Below are 23734 nucleotides of genomic sequence, written 5' to 3'. Positions count from 1 at the left end.
TTGCGGGCTCCTGCCGTTCCGTGGAAAAAGAAGCGTTCACTTACTTTCGGAAGGTTTGGCCATGGACGGCGTCACAGTCATCGATCACCCGCTCGTGCAGCACAAGCTGACCATCATGCGCAAGAAGGAGACGTCGACGGGCAGTTTCCGCCGCCTGCTGCGCGAAATCTCCACCCTGCTCTGCTACGAGGTCACGCGCGACCTCGAACTCACCACCGCGCGCATCGAGACGCCGCTGGAAGAGATCGATGCGCCCGTGCTCGAAGGCAAGAAGCTGGTCTTCGCCTCGATCCTGCGCGCCGGCAACGGCCTTCTCGAAGGCATGCTGGAACTGGTGCCGTCGGCCCGCGTCTCCCATATCGGCGTCTACCGCGACCACGAGACGCTGGAGGCCGTCGAATATTTCTTCAAGGCGCCCGACAGCATCGACGAACGCCTCGTCATCGTCGTCGATCCGATGCTGGCAACCGGCAATTCGGCGATCGCCGCCATCGACACGCTGAAGGCCCGCGGCGCGACGAACATCCGCTTCCTTTGCCTTCTGGCCGCCCCGGAGGGCATCAGGAGTTTCCGCGCGCATCACCCGGACGTTCCGGTCTACACTGCCTCCATCGACCGCCAGCTCAACGAGAAGGGCTATATCGTGCCCGGCCTCGGCGATGCCGGCGACCGCATGTACGGCACGAAGTAACGGCTTAACCGGCCGTTTACCAAGCCTGCCGAAGATCGTGGAGAGGGGCGCCCTGAAGCGCCCCTTTTGCCGTCCGTTAGCCGAGCACGTGCTATTTCGGGACAAATCCTTCCGGAGACTGTCCCATGTTCGTCCGCAGCCTTGTGTTTGTCGTCGGTTCCGTCGTTGCCGCTGCAACCTTCGTGCCCGGCCTTGCAACCCGATACCTCAACGAGGCCGGCAAGGCACCGGACGCCAAGGTCGAGACGGTAGCCGTCCAGACCGGACAGGGTGCGGCGCGCTATACCGGCAATCGCAGCGCCGTGATCAGCGCCGATACGGCCGGCCATTTCACCGGCCTCTTTTCCATCAACGGCCGCAAGGAAGAGGGCATGGTCGATACGGGCGCCAGCATGGTCGCCCTCAATGTCTCGACGGCCCAGCGCATCGGTATCGACAAGGCCAGCCTCGATTTCCGCTATGCGGTCGATACAGCGAACGGCAAGGCGCGCGCGGCCTATATCCGCCTCGACAGGATCGAAATCGGCCCGGTGCGCATCGAGAATGTCGGCGCCATGGTGCTGGAGGACAAGGCGCTGTCCGGCACGCTGATCGGCATGAGCTTCCTGAAGGGGCTCGCCTCCTACAAGGTGGAAGACGGCCGGCTGCACCTCACGCGCTGATGCGCCTCAACATGTCGGGCGATAAGGCGGGCGCAACGGGCGTGATCCGATAGAGACCCGCAAGGCGCGCCACGGCGCGCGCCGCCTCCGCCTCGCTGGCCGCATGAACGCGACCGATTTCATCGCCTTTCTGCACCTTCGTACCGAGCGGCAGCAAACGGTCGAAGCCGACGCGATGATCGATCGCATCGTCCGGCCGGGTGCGTCCGCCGCCGAGCTCGATGACGGCAAGACCCACGCCGCGCGTATCGCATGACGCAAGATACCCGGCCTCCGGCGCCAGGACCGGGCGGATGAAGGGCGCCGGCACCAGATAGGCCTCCGGCTTCTCCACGATGTCGGCCGGCCCGCCCAAGGCATGCACCATGCGGGCGAAGGTCTCCGCCGCCGCGCCGCTCGCCAGCGCCCTGCCCGCCCTGGCTTCGGCCACGGCCGGATCCGTGTCCAGCCCCGACAGGACGAGCATTTCCGCGGCAAAGGCGAGCACGATGCGCTCCAGCCGCGTGCCGGCCTTCTCGCCCTTCAGGAAGGCGATGCAATTGGCAATCTCGACGGCATTGCCCGCAGCGTCCGCCAGCGGCTGGTTCATGTCGGTAATGAGCGCCGAGGTCTTCACGCCCGCCCCGTTCGCCACCTCGACCAGCGCGCGCGCCAGCGTTTCGGCCTCCGCCCCGTCCGTCATGAAGGCGCCATTGCCGACCTTGACGTCCAGCACCAGCGACTGGAGGCCGGCGGCGAGCTTCTTGGAGAGGATGGACGCGGTGATCAGCGGCACGGAATCGACCGTCGCCGTTACGTCGCGGATCGCGTAGATGCGCTTGTCGGCCGGCGCGAGGTCGGCCGTCTGGCCGATGATCGCGCAGCCGACCTCCTGCACCGTGCGGCGGAAGCGCTCGGCCGAGGGCATGATCGTGTAGCCGGGAACCGATTCCAGCTTGTCGAGCGTGCCGCCGGTATGGCCGAGGCCGCGGCCGGAAATCATCGGCACGGCGAGGCCGCAGGCGGCGGCGATCGGCGCGAGCATCATCGAGACATTGTCGCCGACGCCGCCGGTCGAATGCTTGTCGGCGATCGGCCGACCGATATCCGACCAGTCGAGCACGTCGCCCGAGTCGCGCATGGCAAGCGTCAGCGCCACCGTCTCGTCGCGCGTCATGCCGTTGAAGCAGACGGCCATGGCGAAGGCCGCCACCTGCCCTTCGGAGACGCTGCCATCCGTGATGCCCGCGACGAAGCGGGCAATCTCTTCCCTGGAAAGCGGCTGGCCGTTCCGCTTGCGGCGGATCGTCTCCTGCGGGAGCATGTCAGTAGCTCGCAGGCGCGGATGGTGCCGACTGGCCGCCAAGCACGGTCAGAATGTCATTGAGCAGGCCCGAAGCGCCGAAGCGGAAGGTCTTTGGCGTCGCCCAGTCGTCGCCGAGGATGGTAGCGGCAAGCGCAAGATAATCCGCCGCATCGCCCACCGTGCGCACGCCGCCCGCCGGCTTGAAACCGACCGGCTTGCCGCTGGTCTTGATGGCATTCAGCATGACCTCGGCGGCTTGCAGGGTGGCGTTGACGGCAACCTTGCCGGTCGAAGTCTTGATGAAATCCGTGCCGGCGGCAATCGCAAGGTCCGAGGCCTCGCGGATCAGCGCCGGATCCTTCAGCTCGCCGGTTTCCAGAATGGTTTTCAGAATGACGGGCGGTGTGCAGGCGGCCTTCACCGCCGCCACCATTTCCGTCACCGCCGCTTCGTCGCCGGCAATGAAATCGCGGTAGGGAATGACGAGGTCGATCTCGTCGGCCCCGTCGGCAATCGCTTCCCTCGTCTCGGCAATCACGTCGGCAACGGCAAGGTCACCGGAGGGGAAGTTGACGACGGTGGCGATCTTCACCGCATGATCCTTGCCGAGGATGCCACGCGCCTGGGCGACGAAACGCGGCCAGATGCAGATGGCGGCCGTCGTGCCGAAGGCAGTCTGCGCCTGCGCGCAGAGTTTTTCGATGGCCGCGGCATCGCAATCATCGGTCAGATCGGTCAGGTCGAGCAGCGAGAGCGCCTTCTTCGCGGTCTCCTTCACGCTGTCCTCATGCATTGGCATAGCCTCCGCCCGCGATCATTTCGGAAAGGATCGCGGCGAGGCGCTTTCCGCCGATCGGGGCCATGTCCTTGGTTTCGTGATGGCTGAGCTCGGCGCCCGTCATGCCGGCGCCGTAGTTGGTGATAACAGAGGCGGCCGCGACCTTGAGGCCGAGATGGCGCGCGATCAACACTTCCGGCACGGTGGACATGCCGACGGCATCCGCGCCGAAGACGCGCGCCATGCGGATTTCCGCCGGCGTCTCGAAGCTCGGGCCGGAAAACCACATGTAGACACCGCTCGCAAGCGGAATGCCGAGCTTTGCCGCTGCCGCGTCCATGCGCGCGGCAAGGCCGGCGTCATAGGCATTGGTCATGCCGACGAAGCGATCGTCGCTGTCGAGGCCGATCAGCGGATTGGTGCCGGAGAAGTTGATGTGGTCGGCAATGCGCATCACCGAGCCGGGCGGCATGTCCTCGCGCAGGGAGCCTGCCGAATTGGTGAGGATCAGCGAGGTGACGCCGAGACCCTTCAGAACCTCGATCGGCGTGCGCATGGCGTTTGCGTCGCCGGTTTCATAGAAATGCACGCGGCCGGACAACATGATGACGGGCACACCGCCCAGATGCCCGATGACAAGCTCCCCGGCATGACCAGAAACGGCGCTGACCGGAAAGCTCGGCAGGTCCGAATAGGGGATGCGCAGCGGGTTCTCGACGGCTTCCACCAGCGAACCGAGGCCGGAGCCGAGCACGATGCCGTAGCGCGGCAGCATGCCGCCGAGGCGGGAAATCAGGAGGTCGGTGGTTTGAACACTCATCCGATGACATCCGTCGAAAAACCGTGCGGCAGCAGCTCTTCCATGGTCATGGTCTTCTTCACGCCGGTCTCGTCGCACAGATAGATCGGTGTCTTCGCCGTGGCGAATTCCGCGATCTTCTGGCGGCAGCCGCCGCAGGGCGGGCAGAGCGGCAGCTTTTCGGCGATAACCGCCATTTCGACGATCTTCCTCGCCCCGCCCATGATCATCTGGCTGATCGCCGTCGGCTCGGCGCACCAGCCCTGCGGGAAGGAGAGGTTCTCGATATTGGCGCCGGCATAGATTTTCCCATCCTCGGCGCGGATCGCCGCGCCGACCGGGAACTTGGAATAGGGCGCGTGCGCGAGGCTCATCGCCGCGCGCGCCGCCTCGAAGAGGTCGTGGGACATCTTTCTCAACGCTCCTTGACGTAGGGCACGCCGCCGGCCTTCGGCGGAATGGCCTTGCCGATGAAGCCTGCAAGCAGGATCACGGTGAGGATATAGGGCAGCGCCTGCATGAGCTGTACCGGCACCTTGCCGATCAGCGGGAAGGCATAGCCCTGGTAGCGGATGGCGAAGGCATCGAGGAAGCCGAAGAGCAGGCAGGCGAAGAGGATGTTCTTCGGCCGCCACTTGGCGAAGATCAGCGCGGCGAGCGCTATATAGCCCTTGCCGGCCGTCATGCCCTTGGTGAAGCCGGCATTGGCCGCGAGCGAGAGATAGGCCCCGGCGATGCCGCACAGGATGCCGCAGCAGATGACGGCGCGGTAACGCAGCCAGATTACCGAGATGCCGGCCGTGTCGACCGCGCCGGGATTTTCGCCGACGGCGCGCAGGCGCAGGCCGAAGCGCGTGCGATAGAGGATCCACCAGCTCGCCGGCACCATCAGGAAGGCGAGATAGGTGAGCGGCGAATGGCCGGAGAGCAGGCCCGAATAGAGCGGCCCGAGGATCGGCACCTCGCGCAGGCTATCTGCGAAAGGCAGCTTGATCGTGCCGAAGCGGCCGTCTGCAGAAAGCGCCGGCGTGCGCCCGCCCTGGCGGAACCAGGCCTCGCCGAGGATGACCGTCGAACCGGCGACGACGAAGTTGATGGCGACACCCGAGACGATCTGGCTGCCGCGCTGGGTGATCGAGGCATAGCCGTGCACCAGCGAGAGCAGCACGGAGACGAGGACGGCGGCAGAGAGGCCCATATAGACCGACTGGGTGATGTAGGCGACGGAGCCGGCGGCGAAGGCCGCGCCCAGCATCTTGCCCTCCAGGCCGATGTCGAAGACGCCGGCCCGTTCGGTGAAGAGGCCGGCAAGGGCGGCGAGGATCAGCGGCGTCGAGACGCGGACGGTCGACTGGGCGAGCTCGATGAAGACCTGAAAGAAGTCCATGGATCAGGCTCCCTTGGTGGCGGCGACGTCGCGGGCCTTGGGCGAGAGCCCAAGCACGATACGCGTGATGGCGGGGCGGAACATGTGCTCCAGCGCGCCGGCAAAGAGGATGACAAGGCCCTGGATGATGACGATCATGTCGCGCGAGATGGAGGGCATCTCGAAGGAGATTTCCGCCCCGCCCTGGTAGAGCATGCCGAAGAGCAGCGCGGCGGGGATGATGCCCGCCGGATGCGAGCGGCCCATCAGCGCCACGGCGATACCGACGAAGCCGGCGCCCTGCACGAAATCGAGCTGCATGCGGAACTGCTCGCCCATGATCGGATTCAGCGCCATCATGCCGGCAAGGCCGCCGGAGATCATCATGGCGATGACGATGATCTTCGCCTCCTTGATGCCGGCATAGCGCGCCGCTTCCGGGCTGTGACCCATGGTGCGCATCTCGTAGCCGAGCCTCGTGCGCCAGATCAGCACCCAGACGCCGAACGCCGCGACGAGCGCCAGCAGGAAGGAAATGTTGAACGGCGCGGAGCCGACGGAAAGGCCGAAGATCGACATCAGCCAGTCGAGCTTGGGCAACTGGCCACCGGCTTCGAAGGTCCGCGTTTCCAGCGACATGGAGCCGAGCGGCTTGAACACCTTGTTGAGCAGGTAGTTCATCAGGCTCGCGGCGATGAAGTTGAACATGATCGTCGTTATGACGATATGGCTGCCGCGCTTGGCCTGCAGCCATCCGGGGATCATCGCCCAGATCGCGCCGAAGAAGGCGGCACCGACAACGGCGATCGGGAAGACGAGATACCAGGGCAGTGTCCGATCGAAGGCAAGGCAGGCGAGCGCCACGCCGATGCCGCCGATATAGGCTTGGCCTTCCCCGCCGATGTTGAAGAGGCCGCAATGGAAGGCGACCGCCACCGCAAGGCCGGTGAAGATGAAGGTGGTCGTGTAATAGAGCGTGAAGCCGATATATTCGCCGCGCCCGAAGGCGCCGTTGATCATGTGGTAGGCGGCTTCCAGCGGGCTTTCGCCAACGATCAGCACGACGAGGCCGGAAATCAGGAAGGCGACGGCGAGGTTGACGAGCGGGATCAGGCCGTATTCGGCCCAGGCCGGCAGTTTCGCGTGAGGAACACTCATTCAGCGGCCTCCTTGCGGCCTTCCACACCGGCCATCAACAGGCCGAGCTCTCCTTCGGTGGCGTCCGGCGTGCGCTCACCAACCACGCGGCCGGCGAACATCACCAGGATGCGGTCCGACAGCGCGCGGATCTCGTCGAGCTCCACCGAGACGAGCAGCACCGCCTTGCCTTGGTCGCGCATCTCGATGATGCGCCTGTGGATGAATTCGATGGCGCCGACATCAACGCCGCGCGTCGGCTGGCCGATGATCAGCACGTCGGGGCCGCGCTCCATCTCGCGCGCCAGCACGATCTTCTGCTGGTTGCCGCCGGAAAAGTTCGCGGTCTTCAGCCGCGGGTTCGGCGGGCGGATGTCGTAGGCAGCGATCTTCTCCTCCGCGTCGGCGCGGATCGCGTCGATGTCGAGAAGCAAGCCCTTTCGATATTTGGGATCGTCGTGATAGCCGAGAATGGCGTTCTCGCTCTCCTCGAACTTCAGAACGAGGCCGACATGATGCCGGTCCTCCGGCACATGGGCGAGGCCGCGCTTGCGCAGGTCCGCCGGATCGGCATTGCCGGTGATGTCGATTTCGCTGCCGTTCAGCAGCACGGTGCCCGATCTGGCACGGCGGATGCCGGCGATCGCTTCCAGCAGTTCCGACTGGCCGTTGCCGGCGACCCCGGCGATGCCGACGATCTCGCCGGCGCGGATGTCGAAGGAGACGTCGTCCACCATGGTCACGCCGCGGCTGTCGCGCACCGTGAGGTTCTTCACCGAGAGCTTGACGTCGGCAGGCTTCGCTTCGCCCTTCTCGACGCGCAGCAGCACGCGTCGGCCGACCATCAGCTCGGCCAGTTCCTCGACGGAGGTCTCCTTCGTCGTGCGCGTTGCGACCATTTCGCCGCGGCGCATGACGGAGACCTCGTCGGTGATCGCCATGATCTCGCGCAGCTTGTGCGTGATGAGGAGGACGGTCTTTCCCTGCTCCTTGAGCTGTTCCAGGATGCGGAAGAGATGGTCGGCTTCGGCCGGCGTCAGCACGCCCGTCGGCTCATCGAGGATGAGGATATCGGCCTTGCGGTAGAGCGCTTTGAGGATTTCCACGCGCTGCTGGATACCGACCGGCAGCTCCTCGATCACCGCATCCGGATCGACTTCCAGCGCATATTCCTTTTCGAGCCGCTTCAGCTCGCCGCGCGCCTTGGTGATGCCGGCATTGAGGATCTGGCTTTCCTCGGCGCCGAGCATGATGTTTTCCAGCACGGTGAAGTTCTCCACCAGCATGAAATGCTGATGCACCATGCCGATGCCGGCGGCGATGGCGGCATTGGGATCGCGGATATTGACCTTCTGGCCGTTGATGACGATGTCGCCGTGGTCGGCCTGGTAGAAGCCGTAGAGGATCGACATGAGGGTGGATTTACCGGCGCCGTTTTCGCCGATGATGCCGTGAATGGTGCCCTTGCGGACCTTCAGGTTGATGTTCCGGTTGGCGTGGACGAGGCCGAAGCTCTTGTCGATGCCCTTCAGTTCGATTGCCAATTCGCTCATGACGATCCGCTCTTACGGGGATTTGGGGCCGAAGGGCCGCTTTACCGGCCTATCCGCTCGTAGTCTTGTTGCTTCCGCCGCACTTGTCCAGTCCGATTGCGGGCGCGGCCCGGCGTCGGTATAGCTCTGTCGCCGGCCCTGATCGACGAGGATAGCCATGACCACGCCCGCCCTTCCCGACGAGACCCAAGCCCAGCGCCTCGCCAGCCTGGAGGAGCACATCGCCCATCAGGCCAATACGATCGACGAGCTTTCCGACCAGCTCGCCGAACAGTGGCGCGTGATCGAACAGCTTCGGTCGAAGCTCGACCGGCTTACGGAACGGTTCCTAACGCTGGAGGCGGGTTCTCTGGAAGCCCCGGCCATTACCCGTCCCCCGCATTATTGAGCGTGAAGACGGAATCGGCCCGCCTGCTTTCGCAAACGGGCCGTTCGATGCCGCTTAGTAGGGGCAGGTCTCGTCCGACATGTAGTCGTGCACCTTGACAGTGCCGGAGATGATATCGGCGCGCGCCTTGTCGACGGCAGCCTTCATTTCCGGGGTGATGAGCGGCGCGTTGTTGTCGTCCATGGCGACGTCGACGCCGTTTTCCTTGAGGCCGAGCACGTTGACGCCCGGCTGGAACTTGTCGTCCTTGGCCGACATGAAGGCATCGTAGACGGCGACGTCCACGCGCTTGACCATCGAGGTCAGCACCTTGCCCGGATGCAGGCCGTTCTGGTTGGAATCGACGCCGATGCCGAGCTTGCCGGCGTCAACCGCAGCCTGCAGGACGCCGACGCCCGTGCCGCCGGCCGCGTGGTAGACCACGTCGGAGCCCTGGTCGAACTGCGACTTGGCGATCTCGCCGCCCTTGACCGGATCGTTCCAGGCGTCCGGCGTCGTGCCGGTATAGGCTTCGAGCACCTTGTAGTCCGACCCGAGCGACTTGGCGCCGCCGATATAGCCGCAGGCGAACTTGTGGATCAGCGGAATGTCCATGCCGCCGACGAAGCTGACGGTCTTCGACTTGGACGCCATGCCGGCGAGAATGCCGGCGAGCCAGCCGCCCTCTTCTTCCTTGAAGACGACCGAGCGGACGTTCGGCTTGTCGAGAACCATGTCGATGATGGCGAACTTGGTGTCCGGATACTCCGCGGCGACCTTCTCGAGCGCTGCGGACCAGGAGAAGCCGGCCATCACAATGGGGTTGTTGCCGTCGCTGGCGAAGCGGCGGAGCGCCTGCTCGCGCTGCGCGTCGTTGGCGATTTCGAAGTCGCGGTATTCGATGCCGGTGTCGGCCTTGAACTTCTCCGCGCCGTTATAGGCCGCTTCGTTGAACGACTTGTCGAACTTGCCGCCGAGGTCATAGATGATGGCCGGCTTGATGTCCGCGGCGAGCGCGGTTGCCGACATGGCAGCAGTGGCAAGAAGGGTGAGAAGGGTTTTTTTCATTGTGCAGCCCTGTTCGCTATTGATCTTATAGGGACCTTCCGCGTGGGCGCTCGCATAAGCGCGCAACGGAGCCACCGACCCTTTCCCTTGGGTCAGGCTGGCGGCATCCTTGCACGGCTCACGGAAAAATTCACCAGAATTTTTTCAGTTGGTAAAAAATATGAGCGGCCGCGAAACGCGGTGGAAAACCGCCCTCGCAGCCGCCCCAGCCCGTTGAAAACAAAGGCGCGATCAGCCGATGGCGCAGGAAACGCCCGTGCCGCGCAGGCCGCAGTAACCGCCCGGATTCTTGGCGAGATACTGCTGGTGCACGTCCTCGGCGAAGTAGAACGGGCCGGTCCTCGCGATCTCCGTGGTGATGCGTGCCGTGCGGCCCGCCGCGGTCAGCGCCGCCTGGTAGGCGTCGCGCACGCGGCGCGCCGTCGCAAGGTCCGCGTCGTCGTCGAGATAGATCGCCGATCGGTAGGTGGTGCCGATATCGTTGCCCTGGCGCATGCCCTGGGTGGGGTCGTGCGCCTCGAAGAACGTCTTCAGCAAGGTCTCCAGCGAAACCGTGTCCGGATCGTAGACGACGAGCACGACCTCGGTGTGCCCCGTGAGGCCCGTCGTCGTCTCGTGGTAGGTCGGGTTCGGCGTGAAGCCACCGGAATAGCCTGCCGCCGTCACGAAGACGCCCGGGATCTTCCAGAGCAGCCGCTCGGCGCCCCAGAAGCAGCCCATGCCGAGCAGCACGGTCTTCAAGCCATCGGGATAGGGGCCTTTCAGCGGCCGTCCGTTGACGAAGTGGGTGGCGGATGTGGGGATGGGCTCGTCCCGGCCGGGCAGGGCAGCCTCGGGCGCGGGCATGACGGTCTTCTTGTTGAACATGTCGATCAGGAACATCGGGGTCTCCTGCAGGGATTGGTTTCAGGCGGTGAAGCGGCCCGCGACCGGGCGGCGCTTGTAGGCGATCACCCAGAAGAACAGCGAGAGGGCGAGCAGCACGGCGAAGGCGGGCTGGGAGAGCACCCACATGGCCGCCGGGTCCCAGGCATAGGGGAACTTGCGCATGATGCCGTCGGCAACGAGCGCGATCGTATCCGGGCTTGCCGTGCTCCAGGCGACGGCGAGCGGCGTCAGCACCGGCTCGGACGCCGAGACCGACTGGATCGCGTCGATCGTGCCAGCCATGACGGCGATGACGAGGGCCATGAGACTGAGAAACCTGAGCATGAACCGTACCATCGCACCCTCCTGGTGCAGCCCGCGCAAGCCGAATTCCGCTCCGCTTCATTCCAGCCTATAGATAGGAAGACGGACGAGCGCGCGCAATCCTTCGCCGCATCGCGGGAGATCGTTCAAAAATCTGTCAGAAAGCGGTTGATCCCGCCGCAAACCTCGGTATATATCGCGCCGTCTCGCCGGATTGGAAACAGGAAAGCGAACCGCGCCGGACCAACCGCCGGCAGCGAGCGGACGGACAGGTGGCCGAGTGGTTGAAGGCGCACGCCTGGAACGCGTGTATAGGGGAAACTCTATCGAGGGTTCGAATCCCTCTCTGTCCGCCAAACACCGCCGATTCTACGCTACAGACGCGATATATCTTTTAGATCAGCGACGGCAGCAGGCGATAATTCATAACGGTCGAAACGACGTGCCTCAGTTTCGCCGAAAGCGGACATTCGGGACAGTGCCGAAAATGGCGGCTTTGCGCCAAGAGCAGATGCTTTATCCCTGCATGCTTCGCGTGAACTCCCGTACCTCTCGCAAAATCCAATCCCGGAAAGCGCGGACTTTCGGGTGATCCTGGTTGCCGATCCGGTAGATGAGGTCGTAGCCCCATGCGACCTCAAGCTTCGCCTGCGGGAAGAGCGATATCAAGCGGCCGGCGGCAAGGTCCTCCGCGACAAGGACGCTGCGGCCAAGCGCGATGCCTGCCCCGCGGACGGCAGCATCGATCGACATGCTGCCGTGGCTGTATCCGGGTCCGCGCCCGCCTGGATACGGCAACCCCATCATCGCAAACCATCGTTCCCAGGTCGTGTTCATGCCGATCTCGTGGATGAGCTGGCATTTCACCAGATCGTCCATCGCATGGAGGCCGCCCATTCTGTCGCGATAGTCGGGGGAGCAGACCGGCGAGACCGTCTCGTTCATGATGCGCTCGGCCGCCGCGAAGGCATATTCGCCGTCGCCATAGCGCAGCGCCACATCGACATGGCTTGTCGCGAAATCCACCGGCGCATCGGTCACCTCCAAATGGATATCGAGGTCGGGAGCGTTTGCCATCAGGCGGTGGAGGCGCGGCGTCAACCACTTGCTGGCAAAGGAGACGCTGCAGTTCACGACCAGCCGCGACGTGTCGTTCTTCCGGCGCAATTCCTCCGCCTCGCGCGCCAGTTCCGACAGTAGCCTTGTCACGGTGCTGAAAAAAGCTTGCCCCGCGTTGGTCAGTTCGATCCTTCGGGTCAGCCGGCGAAAGAGCGGTACGCCCAGATAGTCCTCCAGCGCCTTGATCTGACGGCTCACAGCGCCGTGGGTCAAGTGGAGCTCGTGCGCTGCCAGCGTCATGCTGAGGCGGCGGCCCGTCGCCTCGAAGGCCCGGAGTGTCTGAAGCGGGGGAAGATGGTCGGCCATGGTCGTATGCGTGATCTGCCGTCACGCATCCTGTGAGAACAAATGGTTTGTCGGACGGGTGAATCCCAGCCTACACATGACACAGTCGCAAGCCAGTGCCAATTCCATAGGCCCTAGAAGTGTCCCAGAATTCCGTGACCGTCGCACCGCAGTCGCTCACCTCGACGGGTCCCCTGTCGATGAAGAGTCTTGGGGCCATGTTGCTGCTGGCGCTGATGTGGGGGCTGTCGATCCCGATCACGAAACTCGGCCTCGGCAGCATTCCTCCCATGACATTGACGGCGCTCCGCTTCATGGTCGCCGTGCCGCTCATGATGTTCCTGGCGCGGCGGGAACTGCGCGTTCCCGCAAGGGCCGTTCTTCCCATCATAGGCCTCGGCGTCATGGGCATCACGCTCGGCAACGTTGCGCAGTCCTTCGGCGTCCAAGGCACGTCGGCCTCCGTCGCGACCATTCTTTCGGCAACCATTCCGCTGTTCATCGTCATTCTGGCCGCCATTCGCTTCAGGCAGTCGGTGACGCCGCTGCAATGGAGCGGCCTTCTCGCTGCCTTCCTCGGGATCGCCCTTGTCGCCGTCGGCAGCGGGCCGGGTGTCGATGACATGTCGAGGACCACGGTCTCGGGGGTCGTCCTGATGCTGATCTCGGCGGTCGGCATCGCTATCTATTACATCTGGAGTGCGGAACTGACGGAAAAGTACGGCCTGATGCCTGTAGCAGCATGGAACATGCTCGTCGGTCTCCTGACGGTGCTGCCGCTCGCGGGCTGGGAGATGTCCCGGCAGCCTGTCGACATCACGGCGCAGGCTCTGGCGGCTATCATCTATCTCGGCGTCGTGGTCACTGTGATCGGGCTGATCCTGTGGCTCTACCTTCTGAAGGTCGTTCCCGCGCGCATCGCAGCAAGCGTGCAGTATCTGCAGCCTGTCTTCGGTATCAGCGCCAGCGCGTTTCTGTTTGGTGACGAATTGGGGCTGCTGTTTGCGGCGGGCGTCGCCCTTGTCCTCGCCGGGCTCGCGCTCGCTGCTTCGGGCAAACGTGCCAACTCCCAGTCGGGATGAAGGTTCGACAGATTGAAATCCCCCCGCTCGGTCACTCCCGAGCGACTTGGCCCGCCCCAGTGGCGGGCCTCTTTTCGTTCATAGATGCTGTCTGGGGCGGCCTTGGGCCCAGAGTTTGCCACAGCCACCGTCCGGTTTCTCCCGCCAGTGCGATACGACCACCCCTCCCGGGAGCCCGTCGAAACGTGCTTGCATGACATCTCGTTGTTGCCTAATGCCAGTCAGGCCCGGCGTTTCAGGCGGCGGATGAAGTGTTACACGGGTATTGCGGACGGTTTTCATGGTCAATATCACGGTCGCCGGCATCGGATATGTCGGTTTGTCCAATGCCGTGCTTCTCGCCCAGCACAATGATGTCATCGCCTACGACATCTGGCACGAGCGGGTCACGGCGCTGAATGCGCGCGTCTCGCCGATCGTCGATGCGGAGATCGAGGACTACCTGCGCTCCCGCCCCCTGCGGCTGAAGGCGACGACGGACAAGGCGGAAGCCTTTGCCAATGCCGACTTCGTCGTCATCGCGACACCGACCAACTACGATCCTGAGACCCATCGCTGCGATACGGGCAGCGTCAAGGCGGTCATCGAGGACGTCAGGCGGGTCAACAAGCGCGCCACGATCGTCATCAAGTCGACGATCCCCTTCGGCTACACGCAGTCGGTGCGCGCTGAGCGTCAGGACGAGCGCATCGTCTTCTCGCCGGAATTTCTGCGCGAGGGCAAGGCGCTCTACGACAACCTGCACCCTTCGCGCATCGTCATGGGCGCGGACACGCCGGAAGCCCGCCAGTTCGCGGACCTGCTGCGCCAGGGCGCCGTGAAGAAGGACATTCCGGTGCTCTTCACCGGCTCGGGCGAGGCGGAGGCGATCAAGCTCTTCGCCAACACCTATCTCGCCATGCGCGTCGCCTATTTCAACGAGCTCGACACCTACGCGATGACGCACGGCATCGACACGCGCCAGATCCTCGAGGGCGTCGGCCTCGATCCGCGCATCGGCGGGCACTACAACAACCCCTCCTTCGGCTATGGCGGCTATTGCCTGCCGAAGGACACCAAGCAGTTGCTCGCCAATTTCGGCGACGTGCCGCAGAACCTCATCGGCGCCATCGTCGAGGCCAATGCGACGCGCAAGGAATTCCTCGCCGACGACATCCTCGCCCGCGATCCGAAGGTGGTGGGCGTCTATCGCCTAGCCATGAAGAAGGGATCCGACAATTTCCGCGAATCCGCGATCCAGGACGTCATGCGGCGCATCGCGGCCAAGGGCGCTACCCTCATCGTCTACGAGCCGGATTTCGCGGACGAGACGTTTTCCGGAGCGGAGATCGTGCGCGATCTCGATGCCTTCAAGCGCCGCGCCGACGTGATCATCGCTAACCGCCGCTCGGAGAACCTCGACGACGTCGCAGGCAAGGTCTACACGCGCGACGTCTTCGGCCGGGACTGATCAGGCGAGCCAGGCCGGTAGGCGCGGCGGCACGCGGCCGGTCAGCGCCGCCTCGACGCAATCGGCAAGACTGCCGAAACGCACGGTGCGGCCGGACAGGCCCGGGCCGTAATGGGCGTATTTGCCGGAATTGGTGATCAGCGCGCGCGTTTTCGGCGGGAAGACGGGTTCGGAGATCGAGCACCAGCAAAGGTCCGGCAGGACCTCGACGCCGCTTGCCCTGAGGCGCGCCAGCACGTCGCGGGCTTCCGCCATGACATCCCGGCCCGCGGTGACGATCACGGTCACGTCCTGATGTCGCTGGCGATCTCCGAGGGCGTCGGCGAAGGCGCGGCATTCCGACAGCGAGGCATGCGGGCTGCCGATGGCGACGAGCTCGACGGCATCGGGGCCGTCGTTGAACATCCGCCAGACATCGATCATCTCGGCTTTTGTGATGGCCGTGCGGTCCGCATCCGGCGCGACCGCGCCGTCCGCCTCGGGCGTTACGCCCTGGATATGCAGCATCGGCGCGGCGGAGGTGGTGCCGAAGGCGGCACAAAGGGCCTTCAGGTCGTCGCGGGTCGGCTTTGCCGCGGCAAGGCCGGTGAGCAGCGGGATGCGGTCGGGCGCGGCGCGGCCGGCGAGATAGCCGACGAGCGGCCAGAAGGCGTCGTCCACATTGTCGGGCAATTCGACATCGATGACGCGGCGCGCCTTGCGGTGCTCCTCCAGATAGACGCCTGACAGCGGCGCGCGGCCGGTCAGCGCGATGCAGAGATCGAGGAAATCGGGATGTTTCGCCGTGCGGGCGCCGAGCACGGTATTGGCGAAGATCACGGCATTGGATTCCGCCCAGGCGATGGCCTCGCCGGTCTTCGGCGCGCTGTCGAGCAGGTAGGGCGAACAGGTGAAGGTCGGGCGACAGCCCATGCGCACATAGGCATCGGCAAGGCGGGCGGCGGGGTCGCCGAAATCGTGCGGCACGCCCTGCTTTTCCCAGTTCGCCCGGTCGACGGAGATGGCGTTCATCGTGGTCGGCACGCGCACCTTCGCGTCCATATCGGCCATCTTCTCCGCGAAGGTGAGGTTGGCGGGGCTGGCATAGATGCAGCCGTCGATATGGCCCTGCACCACGTCGACCAGCTTTCCCGCGTCCTGCTGGGCGGCCATGGCGACGGTGATGCGCAAGGCGAGTTGCACGGCGATGCCGTCGCGGCCGTCCAGCATGGCGCGGTCGTCATCGGTGAGGTCGAGCGCGGCCGTGGCGGGCGGGGCGACGGGGATCACGAGGCCGTCCGCCTCGATCGCCGTCTCGCCGATCCGCGCCGTCTTCGCGCGACAGAGCGCGTCGAAGGCATCGTGCGACAGGCGCAGCACCGGCAGGGACCTGCCGAACATTTCCGCGGCGATCAGCGCGCCGAGCGTCAGCACGTCCTCGGCCTCGCTGAAGATCAGCGCGGCGGGCGCGCGGCCGGTCAAGGCAAGGTCGAGCAGGACGCCGGAGCCGGTGCAGGAGCCGCGGCTCGACGGCATCATCAGGATGCCGCCGGTGATCGAGACGCCGTGCAGCGGGTGGTGCACGTCGATGACGCGGCCGGTCGCCGGATCGACGCCGCCCCAGAAACTCAACGCCTCCCCGGCCGCGATGATCGGACCGGAGGCTGTTCCGGAAAGAATGCTGCGGGCGGAGAGTTCGGCCATTTGAAGGCTCCTAGAAGCGCTGTGGCGAGAAGGAGGCGATGTCGATCGTGGGCTTGCCGCCGGTGAGGAGATCGGCGACGAGGCGCGCGGTGCCAGCCGACTGGGTGAGGCCGAGATGGCCGTGGCCGAAGGCATAGACGACATCGGGCGTCGCCCGGGCGCGGCCGATGGCCGGCAGGCTGTCGGGCAGCGACGGGCGGAAGCCCATCCATTGCACACCATCCGCAGGCTTCAGGCCCGGCAGGAAGCGCCTCGCCTTTTCCAGCATGGCTTCCGACCGGCGGAAGTTCGGCGGTAGCTTCAGTCCGCCAAGCTCCACCGCGCCGCCAACGCGGATGCCGGTCGAAAGCCGGGTGACGACGAAGCCGTGGCCGCCGAAGGTGACCTGCGTGCGCAGGTCGAAGGCGTCGGCCGGCAGCGTCGTGTTGTAGCCGCGCTCGGTTTCGAGCGGGATGTTTTCGCCGAGCGAGCGGGCCACCTGGTGCGAGAAGGCGCCGGCGGCGAGCACGACCTTTTGCGCGCGCAGCGTCCGGCCGTCCGTCGTGCGGATTTCCACGCCACCCTCGATGCGGTGCAGGCTGGAAACCTCGGCGCGCTCGATCACGCCGCCTCTTGCTCGGAAATGATCGGCCAGCGCCAGCGTGTAGAGCTTCGGATCGGCGATGGAATACCAGCCGGGGGTAAAGGTGCCGTGCGTGAAGCGCGGCGCAAGGCCGGGCTGGATCTCAGCCATTTCGGCGGTATCCATGTGGCGGAATTCGATGCCGTGCTCTTCGCGCGCCTTCCAGCCGGGCAGCGAAGCGTCGAGCTCGCCCTGGCTCTCATAGACCTGGAGGTTACCATCCTTGCGCAGCATCGCCGCCGTGCCCGTCTCGGCGAGGAACGGCTCCAGCTCCGCTTTGGACAGGTCCATCAGCGCGGTCTGCGCGGCGGTGGAATGGGCGACGCGTTTTGCCGAGCAGGCACGCCAGAAGCGGAACATCCACGGCGCGATCTGCAGGGCGTAGGACGGCGGAACGGAGAGCGGGCCGAGCGGATCGAGCAGCCATTTCGGCGCCTTGCGGAGGATGCCGGGCGAGGCAAGCGGCAGGATGTCGGTAAAGGCGAAGGCGCCCGCATTGCCGGCAGAGGCGCCGGCGGCCGGCCCCTCGCGCTCAAGAACGGTGACCACAAGGCCGCGTGCCTGCGCGGCGATCGCGGCGGAAAGGCCGACCACGCCGGCGCCGATGACGACGACGCCGGGCTTTATTTCAGTCTTCATCATGGCCTCAGTGCGTAGCGGCGAGGAACGCCTGCAGTTCCGGGTCCTTCGGCGCGCCGAACAGCGCTTCCGGCGGGGCGATCTCGGCCATCACGCCCTTGTGGAAGAAGGCGACGCGGTCGGAGACCTCGCGGGCGAACTTCATTTCGTGCGTGACGCAGATCATCGTCATGCCCTCGGAGGCCAGCATGCGCAGCGTGTCGAGCACTTCGCCGACGAGCTGCGGGTCGAGCGCCGAGGTCACTTCGTCGAACAGCATGTAGGCCGGCGACATGGCAAGCGCCCGGGCGATCGCCATGCGCTGCTGCTGGCCGCCGGACATGCGGCTCGGATAGACCTTCAGCTTGTCGCCGAGGCCGACATGGGTGAGCTGCTTTACGGCCATCGCCTCCGCTTCGGCCTTGGACTGGCCGAGCACCTTTAGCGGCGCGAGCATGACGTTTTCCAGCACCGTCAGGTGCGGGAAGGCGTTGAACTGCTGGAACACGATACCGAGCTTGCGGCGCAGCTTGTTGAGGTCCGTGCCCTTGGCGTGGACGTCGGTACCATCGACGACGATGCGGCCGGCGTCGATGGTCTCCAGGCCATTGATGCAGGTCAGCAGCGTCGACTTGCCCGAGCCCGAGCCGCCGATGATGGTCAGCACCTCGCCCTTCTCCACGGTAAGGTTGATCCCCTTCAGGACTTCAAGCTGGCCGAAGGATTTGCGGACGTTTTCGATCTCAATCATTGGACCACCGTCTTTCGAGATACCCGCCCAGCCGGGCGATGGGGAAGCTGATGATGAAGTAGATGGCGCCGCATATCAGCAGGATGAACAGCGGCTCCTGCAGGCGCGTGACGAGGATCTGCGAGGCACGCAGGAGCTCGATCAGGCCGAGCCAGAGCACGAGCGCCGAATCCTTCATGACGCCGAGCGTCAGGCCGATCCAGGCCGGCAGCGAGACACGGGTGGCGAGCGGCGCCACGATATAGCGCATGTCCTGCCACCAGGTCATGCCGAGCGAGCGGGCGGCGCGGCGGGTCGTCATCGGCACGGCGGAAATGCCGCCGCGCACGATCTCGGTGCAATAGGCGGCCGTATAGAGCGACAGCACCACGCAGGACGTGGTGAAGGGTGCCCAGCCGAGCTTCATGATCGACTGCAGCGCATTGCCGAGCACGAGCTGGATGAGCAGCGGCACGGAGCGGAAGACATCGAGCAGGAAGGTGATCGGCATCGACCAGTAGGAGCCGAGCTGGTTGCGCACGACGCCGAAGAAGATGCCGAGCACGGTGCCTGCCAGAACGGAGACCGCGGTGACGGCCAGCGTCATGGCGGCGCCTTGCGCGAGGAAGCCGAGATCGGCCCAGGTGAGAGAGGTATCGAACATGGCTTACCCCTCTCAGTAGCGGAACATGCGCGCGGCGGCGAGCCGGGCGGCGAGCGTCACGGCCTTGGCGATCAGGTAGTAGATCACCGCGGCGAGCGCGAAGAATTCGAACGTGCGGAAGGACACTGCGTTCAGCGCCTGGGTGACGCCCGCAAGGTCCGTGTTCATGCCAACGGTGACGCCAAGCGAGGTCATGAGGATCGCCCAGACCATCTGGTTGGTGGCCGGCAGGAAGGCGATGCGCAGCATCTGCGGCATGACGATGTAGCGGAAGGCCTGTAGCGGCGTCATGCCGAGCGAGCGGCCGGCGCGGGTCTGCGTCTCCGGGATCGCCTTCAGCGCGCCACGGAAGTTTTCCGCGAGATAGCCGGCATTATTGAAGGCGATACCGACGAGCAGCGCCGCATAGGGGCTGAGGTGGATGCCGAAATTGCCGAGCCCGAAATGGGCCATGTAGATCTGGAAGAGGGCCGGCGTGTTGCGGGCGATCTCGACCCAGGCCGTGGCGAAGCCGTTCAGGACGCGGTTGCCGGACAGCCGGAAGAGCGTCAGCGCCAGGGCGACGACGAGGCCGATGGCCATGGAAAGCAGCGCGATCTGGAGCGTGACGAGCGCGCCGTCCAGCATCTGCGGCAGGGCCTTGAAGGCCTGGTTCCAGTGAAAATTGTAACTGAACATTTGCCGTCTCACCCCTCGGAAACGATCGGCGGCGCGGAAGAAGCTCCCGCGCCGCCTTCAAAACGGCAGATTAGCGATAAACGCCGTTGATCGAAAGGGAGGGCACTTCGCCGCCGACCCACTTCTCGTAGAGTTCGTTGTAGCGGCCGGTGCGAACCTGCTGGTTGATGAAGAGGTTCAGGTAGTTGATCAGGCCGTATTCTTCGCGGTTGGTGAAGAGCGCGACATAGTCGATGTCGTAGGGCGCGTTGCCGACGACCGAGATGCCGGCGAACTTGCCGCTCTTGACGTTGGACTGGGCAACCGTCGAGGTGGAGACCGTGGCGTCGATCTGGCCCTGGCTCAGCGCGAGGAAGACGTCAGCCTGGGTCTGGTACGGGCGGAATTCGCCGGCGCCCCATTCCTTGACCGACTTTTCCAGCGCGATGGCCTCGAACGTGCCGGCGGTGGCGCCGACGACCTTGCCCTTCATGTCCTCGAAGGACTTGACGCCCGACTTGTCGTTGGCCGTGACGGCCATCTGGAAGGCGAAGTAGGGAACCGTCATGCCGACGGTCTTGGCGCGTTCCAGCGTGTCGGAGGTCGAGGCGACGCCGACATCGACGCGGCCGGACATCAGGGCCGGGATACGTTCCGGGAAGGGCGTCTCGACGATCTCGGCGGTGACGCCGAGGGCCTTGGCGAGGTCGTTGCAGTAATCGACGTCGAAGCCGATCGGGTTGTTGTTCTCGTCGCGCGATCCCATCGGCGGGAAGTCGAGAACGACGGCGCAGCGCAGCGTGCCGGACGAGATGATGTCGTCCAGCTTGTCGGCCTGGGCCGGGCTGGTCAGAGCGGTGGCGGCCACGAGGCCGAAGGCGAGGACCGAGGTCTTCTTCATTACTCTCTCCCTGGATTGATCTGGCGATTCACGCGGGCGGAGGTCCGTCCTGCGCCAAGAGCGTAAATCCGCCCCTAAAATACAAGTAATATACAAAAAGTATATACCCAGTGGAGAAAAAAGCAGGCCGGGCCTTCCTTTCGGAAAACCCGGCCCGAGGCAAGCCAGTGGCTTGAATCAGTTGAGGAAATCTTCCGGCAGCAGGCCTTCCGGCATGTTCTGGTACGAAACCGGGCGCAGGAAGCGGCGGATCGACATCGTGCCGACGCTCGTCGCGCCGAAATTCGTCGAAGCCGGGTACGGGCCGCCGTGCACCATGGAATCCACCACCTCGACGCCCGTCGGGAAGCCGTTGACCAGCACGCGGCCGGCCTTGCGCTCGAGGATCGGGCGCAGGCGCTTGGCGTCATCGAGGTCGCCGGCATCCATGTGGATGGTCGTCGTCAGCTGGCCCTCGAAGTTGCGGGCGAGCTTTGCCATCTCATCGACCGACGAGACGCGCACGACGAGGCCGAGCGGGCCGAAGACTTCTTCGGAGAGCGCGTGGTCGGCGAGGAACTGGTCGCCCGAGATCTCGAAGAGGTTCGGCAGCGCCTCGCGGCCGGCCGAGTTCGTCTTCAACAGCGGCTTCACCGTGTTGCGGCTTTCGAAGCGGGCCTGGCCGTCGTGATAGGCCTTGGCGATGCCGTCCGTCAGCATGGTCTGTGCGCCGACCTTGCCGAGCGCTTCGACGGCGGACGCGGTGAAGCGGTCGGCATCCGCGCCGTCGGCGACGATGGCGATGCCCGGATTGGTGCAGAACTGGCCGGCGCCCATGGTGAGCGAGCCCGCCCAGCCCTGGCCGAGGCTTTCGGCGCGCGCCTTGAGGGCTTCCGGCAGCAGGAACATCGGGTTGACCGAGCCGAGCTCGCCGAAGAACGGGATCGGCTCGGGGCGGGCGGCGCACAGGTTGAAGAGCGCGCGGCCGCCGGCGAGCGAGCCGGTGAAGCCGACCGCCTTGATCAGCGGATGCTGCACGACGGCTTCGCCGACCTGGCGGTTGCCGCCCTGGATCAGCGAGAAGACGCCCGGATGCACGCCGGTCTTCTCGATCGCGGCGAGAACGGCCTCGGCGACGATTTCGCCCGTACCGGGATGGGCCGAATGGCCCTTGACGACGACCGGGCAGCCGGCGGCAAGCGCGGCGGCGGTGTCACCGCCGGCCGTCGAGAAGGCGAGCGGGAAGTTGGAGGCGCCGAACACGGCGACCGGGCCGATCGGCCGCTGGATCAGGCGAATTTCCTGACGCGGCGCCGGCTGGCGATCCGGCAGGGCGGCGTCGAAACGGCGGTCGAGATAGTCGCCCTTCTCGATATGATCGGCAAAAAGGCGCAGCTGGCCGGTCGTACGGCCGCGCTCGCCCTGAAAGCGCGCCACCGGCAGGCCGGTTTCCTGCGTGCCGATCTCGGTGATCGCCTCGGCGCGGGCCTCGATCTCGTCGGCGATGGCGCGCAGGAATGCGGCGCGGGTCGCGCGGGGAGCATAACCGTAGCTCAGAAACGCCTCTTCGGCCGCCTCGGCAGCGCGGTTGACCAGCTCGACCGTGCCGACGGCGAAGGTATGCGCGGGGCCATGGGCGGGCGAGGAGGTGAAGGTGCCGTTACCATCGAGCCACGCGCCGGCGACGAGGTGTTTACCGTTGGGGGTGAAAGCCATTTTGACGTACCTTTCTTTCGGAATGGGATTCGCCCGATATGGGAAACGGCGGGGCGAATTGCACTTGTCGAAATCTTGTATACTCTATGTATGCAAATGTTCAATCGCCAACCGTCGCGGTCGGCACCAGCCTTGAAGAGAAGAACGATGACGCAAACCACCACCCTGACGATTTCCGCCCTTCACGCGCGCGTCGAAGCGATCTTCCTGAAGGCTGGCCTGAATGCCGTGCAGGCCGGTGCGCTGGCCCGCGTCATCGTCGCCGGCGAGCGGGACGCCTGCAAGTCGCACGGCGTCTACCGCATCGAGGGCGCGCTGCGCACGGTCAAGGCCGGCAAGGTGAAGGCCGACGCCATCCCGGAACTGGACCTCAACGAGGGCTCGGCCATCGTCAAGGTCAACGCGAAGGGCGGCTTTGCCAATCCGGCCTTCGAGCTCGGCGTGCCGGCCCTTGCCGAACGCGCGCGTAAACTCGGCATCGCGGCGCTCGTCATCAACGACTGCACGCATTTCTCCGCGCTGTGGCCGGAAGTGGAAGCCGTGACGAACGAAGGCCTTGCCGGCCTCGTCATGTGCCCGAGCTATGCGACGGTCGCGCCCACCGGCGGCAACAAACCGCTGCTTGGCACCAATCCCTTCGCCTTCGGCTGGCCGCGGCCGAACGGCTCGCCCTATGTCTTCGACTTCGCCACCTCCGTCGCCGCGCGCGGCGAGATCGAGCTGCACCGCCGCGCCGGCAAACAACTGCCCGAGGGCTGGGCGATCGATGCCGAGGGCAATCCGACGACCGACCCGGAAGCCGCGCTCGCCGGCGCGATGCTGCCCTTCGGCGGCCACAAGGGCTCGGCCATCGGCACGATGATCGAGCTCCTCGCCGGCATCATGATCGGCGACCTGACCAGCCCCGAGGTGCTCGACTATCTCGGCACGACGACGCTGGCCCCGTTCCACGGCGAACTCATCATCGCCCTGTCGCCGGAAGCCTTCGCCAAGGGCCGTCCCGGCGATCCCTTCGCCCGCGCCGAAGTGCTGTTTGACGCTATCGTCGGCCAGGGCGCCCGCCTGCCCTCCCAGCGTCGCTTCGTCGCCCGCAAGGCGTCCGAGACATCAGGCGTGACGCTGACGGCCGCCGAGGTGGAACAGCTCGACCGCCTGCTGGAGAAGGGCCTCGACGCGATCGCGTGAGCGCCAGGGTTTTTCGTTAGCCGGCGAACCAACCGCCAGGCGAGGCCTCTCGGTCATATCCTCCTTCTCTTCCGTCATGCCGGACTTGATCCGGCATCCAGCCCGCGCAAGTCCTTGCGCGGGAGAGGCTCATCCAGAGGCGAGAG

Annotated in this window: 24 protein-coding genes and 1 tRNA gene; 7 read left to right on the top strand and 18 right to left on the bottom strand. The window is 65.3% G+C overall.

Going from position 1 to position 23734, the window contains the following annotated elements; all coding sequences use genetic code 11:
* The first annotated feature begins 61 nt into the window (after positions 1-61).
* Positions 62-691 (top strand): uracil phosphoribosyltransferase, encoded by a 630-nt coding sequence (upp, locus tag Q9316_RS20080; RefSeq protein WP_306033318.1) that lies wholly within the window; start codon positions 62-64, stop codon positions 689-691.
* 125 nt (positions 692-816) lie between these two features.
* Positions 817-1353, top strand: a complete 537-nt coding sequence (locus Q9316_RS20075; protein ID WP_306033317.1) for a TIGR02281 family clan AA aspartic protease — start codon at positions 817-819, stop codon at positions 1351-1353.
* On the opposite strand, the gene deoA is transcribed toward Q9316_RS20075, so the two are convergent.
* From deoA to Q9316_RS20040, 7 genes are read right to left on the bottom strand one after another with little or no spacing between them, the layout of a single operon-like run.
* Positions 1343-2656: a thymidine phosphorylase gene (gene deoA / locus Q9316_RS20070; RefSeq protein WP_306033316.1), complete on the bottom strand. Its 1314-nt coding sequence runs from the start codon at positions 2654-2656 to the stop codon at positions 1343-1345. The two genes, Q9316_RS20075 and deoA, sit on opposite strands and share 11 nt — an antisense overlap.
* Position 2657: 1 nt before the next feature.
* On the bottom strand, positions 2658-3431 hold the full coding sequence (gene deoC, locus Q9316_RS20065) for a deoxyribose-phosphate aldolase (RefSeq protein WP_306033315.1): 774 nt from the start codon (positions 3429-3431) through the stop codon (positions 2658-2660).
* Entirely contained in the window at positions 3424-4236 is an 813-nt protein-coding gene (locus Q9316_RS20060) for a purine-nucleoside phosphorylase (protein WP_306033314.1), read from the bottom strand. The genes deoC and Q9316_RS20060 overlap by 8 nt, the downstream gene beginning before the upstream one ends.
* Positions 4233-4625: a cytidine deaminase gene (locus tag Q9316_RS20055; protein ID WP_306033313.1), complete on the bottom strand. Its 393-nt coding sequence runs from the start codon at positions 4623-4625 to the stop codon at positions 4233-4235. The genes Q9316_RS20060 and Q9316_RS20055 overlap by 4 nt, the downstream gene beginning before the upstream one ends.
* A gap of 5 nt (positions 4626-4630) precedes the next feature.
* Entirely contained in the window at positions 4631-5602 is a 972-nt protein-coding gene (locus tag Q9316_RS20050) for an ABC transporter permease (RefSeq protein WP_306033312.1), read from the bottom strand.
* Between the two features lie 3 nt (positions 5603-5605).
* Positions 5606-6739, bottom strand: a complete 1134-nt coding sequence (locus tag Q9316_RS20045; protein ID WP_306033311.1) for an ABC transporter permease — start codon at positions 6737-6739, stop codon at positions 5606-5608.
* Positions 6736-8271: an ABC transporter ATP-binding protein gene (locus Q9316_RS20040; RefSeq protein ID WP_306033310.1), complete on the bottom strand. Its 1536-nt coding sequence runs from the start codon at positions 8269-8271 to the stop codon at positions 6736-6738. Before Q9316_RS20040 ends, Q9316_RS20045 begins: the two co-directional genes overlap by 4 nt.
* A gap of 157 nt (positions 8272-8428) precedes the next feature.
* On the opposite strand from Q9316_RS20040, the gene Q9316_RS20035 reads away from it, so the two are divergent.
* The gene (locus Q9316_RS20035) at positions 8429-8659 is read left to right on the top strand and encodes a SlyX family protein (RefSeq protein ID WP_306033309.1); all 231 of its coding nucleotides are present in this window, start codon (positions 8429-8431) and stop codon (positions 8657-8659) included.
* Between the two features lie 54 nt (positions 8660-8713).
* On the opposite strand, the gene Q9316_RS20030 is transcribed toward Q9316_RS20035, so the two are convergent.
* The 3 genes from Q9316_RS20030 to Q9316_RS20020 form a co-directional block, all read right to left on the bottom strand.
* On the bottom strand, positions 8714-9706 hold the full coding sequence (locus tag Q9316_RS20030) for a BMP family lipoprotein (RefSeq protein WP_306033308.1): 993 nt from the start codon (positions 9704-9706) through the stop codon (positions 8714-8716).
* Positions 9707-9937: 231 nt separating this feature from the next.
* Entirely contained in the window at positions 9938-10588 is a 651-nt protein-coding gene (gene msrA / locus Q9316_RS20025; protein ID WP_306033307.1) for a peptide-methionine (S)-S-oxide reductase MsrA, read from the bottom strand.
* 24 nt (positions 10589-10612) lie between these two features.
* Positions 10613-10930 carry a hypothetical protein gene (locus Q9316_RS20020; RefSeq protein WP_306033306.1) on the bottom strand — a complete coding sequence of 106 codons (318 nt, stop codon included), beginning with the start codon at positions 10928-10930 and terminating at the stop codon, positions 10613-10615.
* Positions 10931-11163: 233 nt separating this feature from the next.
* Between Q9316_RS20020 and Q9316_RS20015 the strand changes: the two genes are divergently transcribed.
* Positions 11164-11253: transfer RNA gene (locus Q9316_RS20015), tRNA-Ser, on the top strand.
* A gap of 160 nt (positions 11254-11413) precedes the next feature.
* On the opposite strand, the gene gcvA is transcribed toward Q9316_RS20015, so the two are convergent.
* Positions 11414-12322 carry a transcriptional regulator GcvA gene (gene gcvA, locus Q9316_RS20010; protein WP_306033305.1) on the bottom strand — a complete coding sequence of 303 codons (909 nt, stop codon included), beginning with the start codon at positions 12320-12322 and terminating at the stop codon, positions 11414-11416.
* Between the two features lie 197 nt (positions 12323-12519).
* Between gcvA and Q9316_RS20005 the strand changes: the two genes are divergently transcribed.
* Complete coding sequence (locus tag Q9316_RS20005; RefSeq protein WP_306035368.1) at positions 12520-13383, top strand: DMT family transporter; 864 nt, start codon at positions 12520-12522, stop codon at positions 13381-13383.
* Positions 13384-13663: 280 nt separating this feature from the next.
* The gene (locus Q9316_RS20000; RefSeq protein WP_306033304.1) at positions 13664-14833 is read left to right on the top strand and encodes a nucleotide sugar dehydrogenase; all 1170 of its coding nucleotides are present in this window, start codon (positions 13664-13666) and stop codon (positions 14831-14833) included.
* On the opposite strand, the gene lhpI is transcribed toward Q9316_RS20000, so the two are convergent.
* The 7 genes from lhpI to Q9316_RS19965 form a co-directional block, all read right to left on the bottom strand.
* Positions 14834-16516 carry a cis-3-hydroxy-L-proline dehydratase gene (gene lhpI, locus Q9316_RS19995; protein ID WP_306033303.1) on the bottom strand — a complete coding sequence of 561 codons (1683 nt, stop codon included), beginning with the start codon at positions 16514-16516 and terminating at the stop codon, positions 14834-14836.
* Between the two features lie 10 nt (positions 16517-16526).
* Entirely contained in the window at positions 16527-17777 is a 1251-nt protein-coding gene (locus tag Q9316_RS19990; protein ID WP_306035367.1) for an NAD(P)/FAD-dependent oxidoreductase, read from the bottom strand.
* Positions 17778-17784: 7 nt separating this feature from the next.
* A complete protein-coding gene (locus Q9316_RS19985) occupies positions 17785-18507 on the bottom strand; it encodes an amino acid ABC transporter ATP-binding protein (RefSeq protein ID WP_306033302.1) in 723 nt (240 codons plus the stop codon).
* On the bottom strand, positions 18500-19150 hold the full coding sequence (locus tag Q9316_RS19980; RefSeq protein WP_306033301.1) for an amino acid ABC transporter permease: 651 nt from the start codon (positions 19148-19150) through the stop codon (positions 18500-18502). The genes Q9316_RS19985 and Q9316_RS19980 overlap by 8 nt, the downstream gene beginning before the upstream one ends.
* A 12-nt stretch (positions 19151-19162) precedes the next feature.
* The gene (locus tag Q9316_RS19975) at positions 19163-19828 is read right to left on the bottom strand and encodes an amino acid ABC transporter permease (RefSeq protein ID WP_306033300.1); all 666 of its coding nucleotides are present in this window, start codon (positions 19826-19828) and stop codon (positions 19163-19165) included.
* A gap of 70 nt (positions 19829-19898) precedes the next feature.
* Positions 19899-20708, bottom strand: coding sequence for an ABC transporter substrate-binding protein (locus tag Q9316_RS19970; RefSeq protein WP_306033299.1), 810 nt, complete (start codon positions 20706-20708; stop codon positions 19899-19901).
* A 177-nt stretch (positions 20709-20885) separates the two neighbouring features.
* Positions 20886-22403 (bottom strand): aldehyde dehydrogenase (NADP(+)), encoded by a 1518-nt coding sequence (locus Q9316_RS19965; protein ID WP_306033298.1) that lies wholly within the window; start codon positions 22401-22403, stop codon positions 20886-20888.
* Between the two features lie 147 nt (positions 22404-22550).
* On the opposite strand from Q9316_RS19965, the gene Q9316_RS19960 reads away from it, so the two are divergent.
* Positions 22551-23588, top strand: a complete 1038-nt coding sequence (locus Q9316_RS19960; RefSeq protein ID WP_306033297.1) for an Ldh family oxidoreductase — start codon at positions 22551-22553, stop codon at positions 23586-23588.
* Positions 23589-23734 lie beyond the last annotated feature (146 nt).

It is taken from the genome of Shinella zoogloeoides (assembly GCF_030733845.1).
In the GTDB taxonomy this organism is placed as follows: domain Bacteria; phylum Pseudomonadota; class Alphaproteobacteria; order Rhizobiales; family Rhizobiaceae; genus Shinella; species Shinella zoogloeoides_C.
Note: the sequence above shows the minus strand (reverse complement) of the source record. Positions and strands in the feature narration are given on the sequence as shown.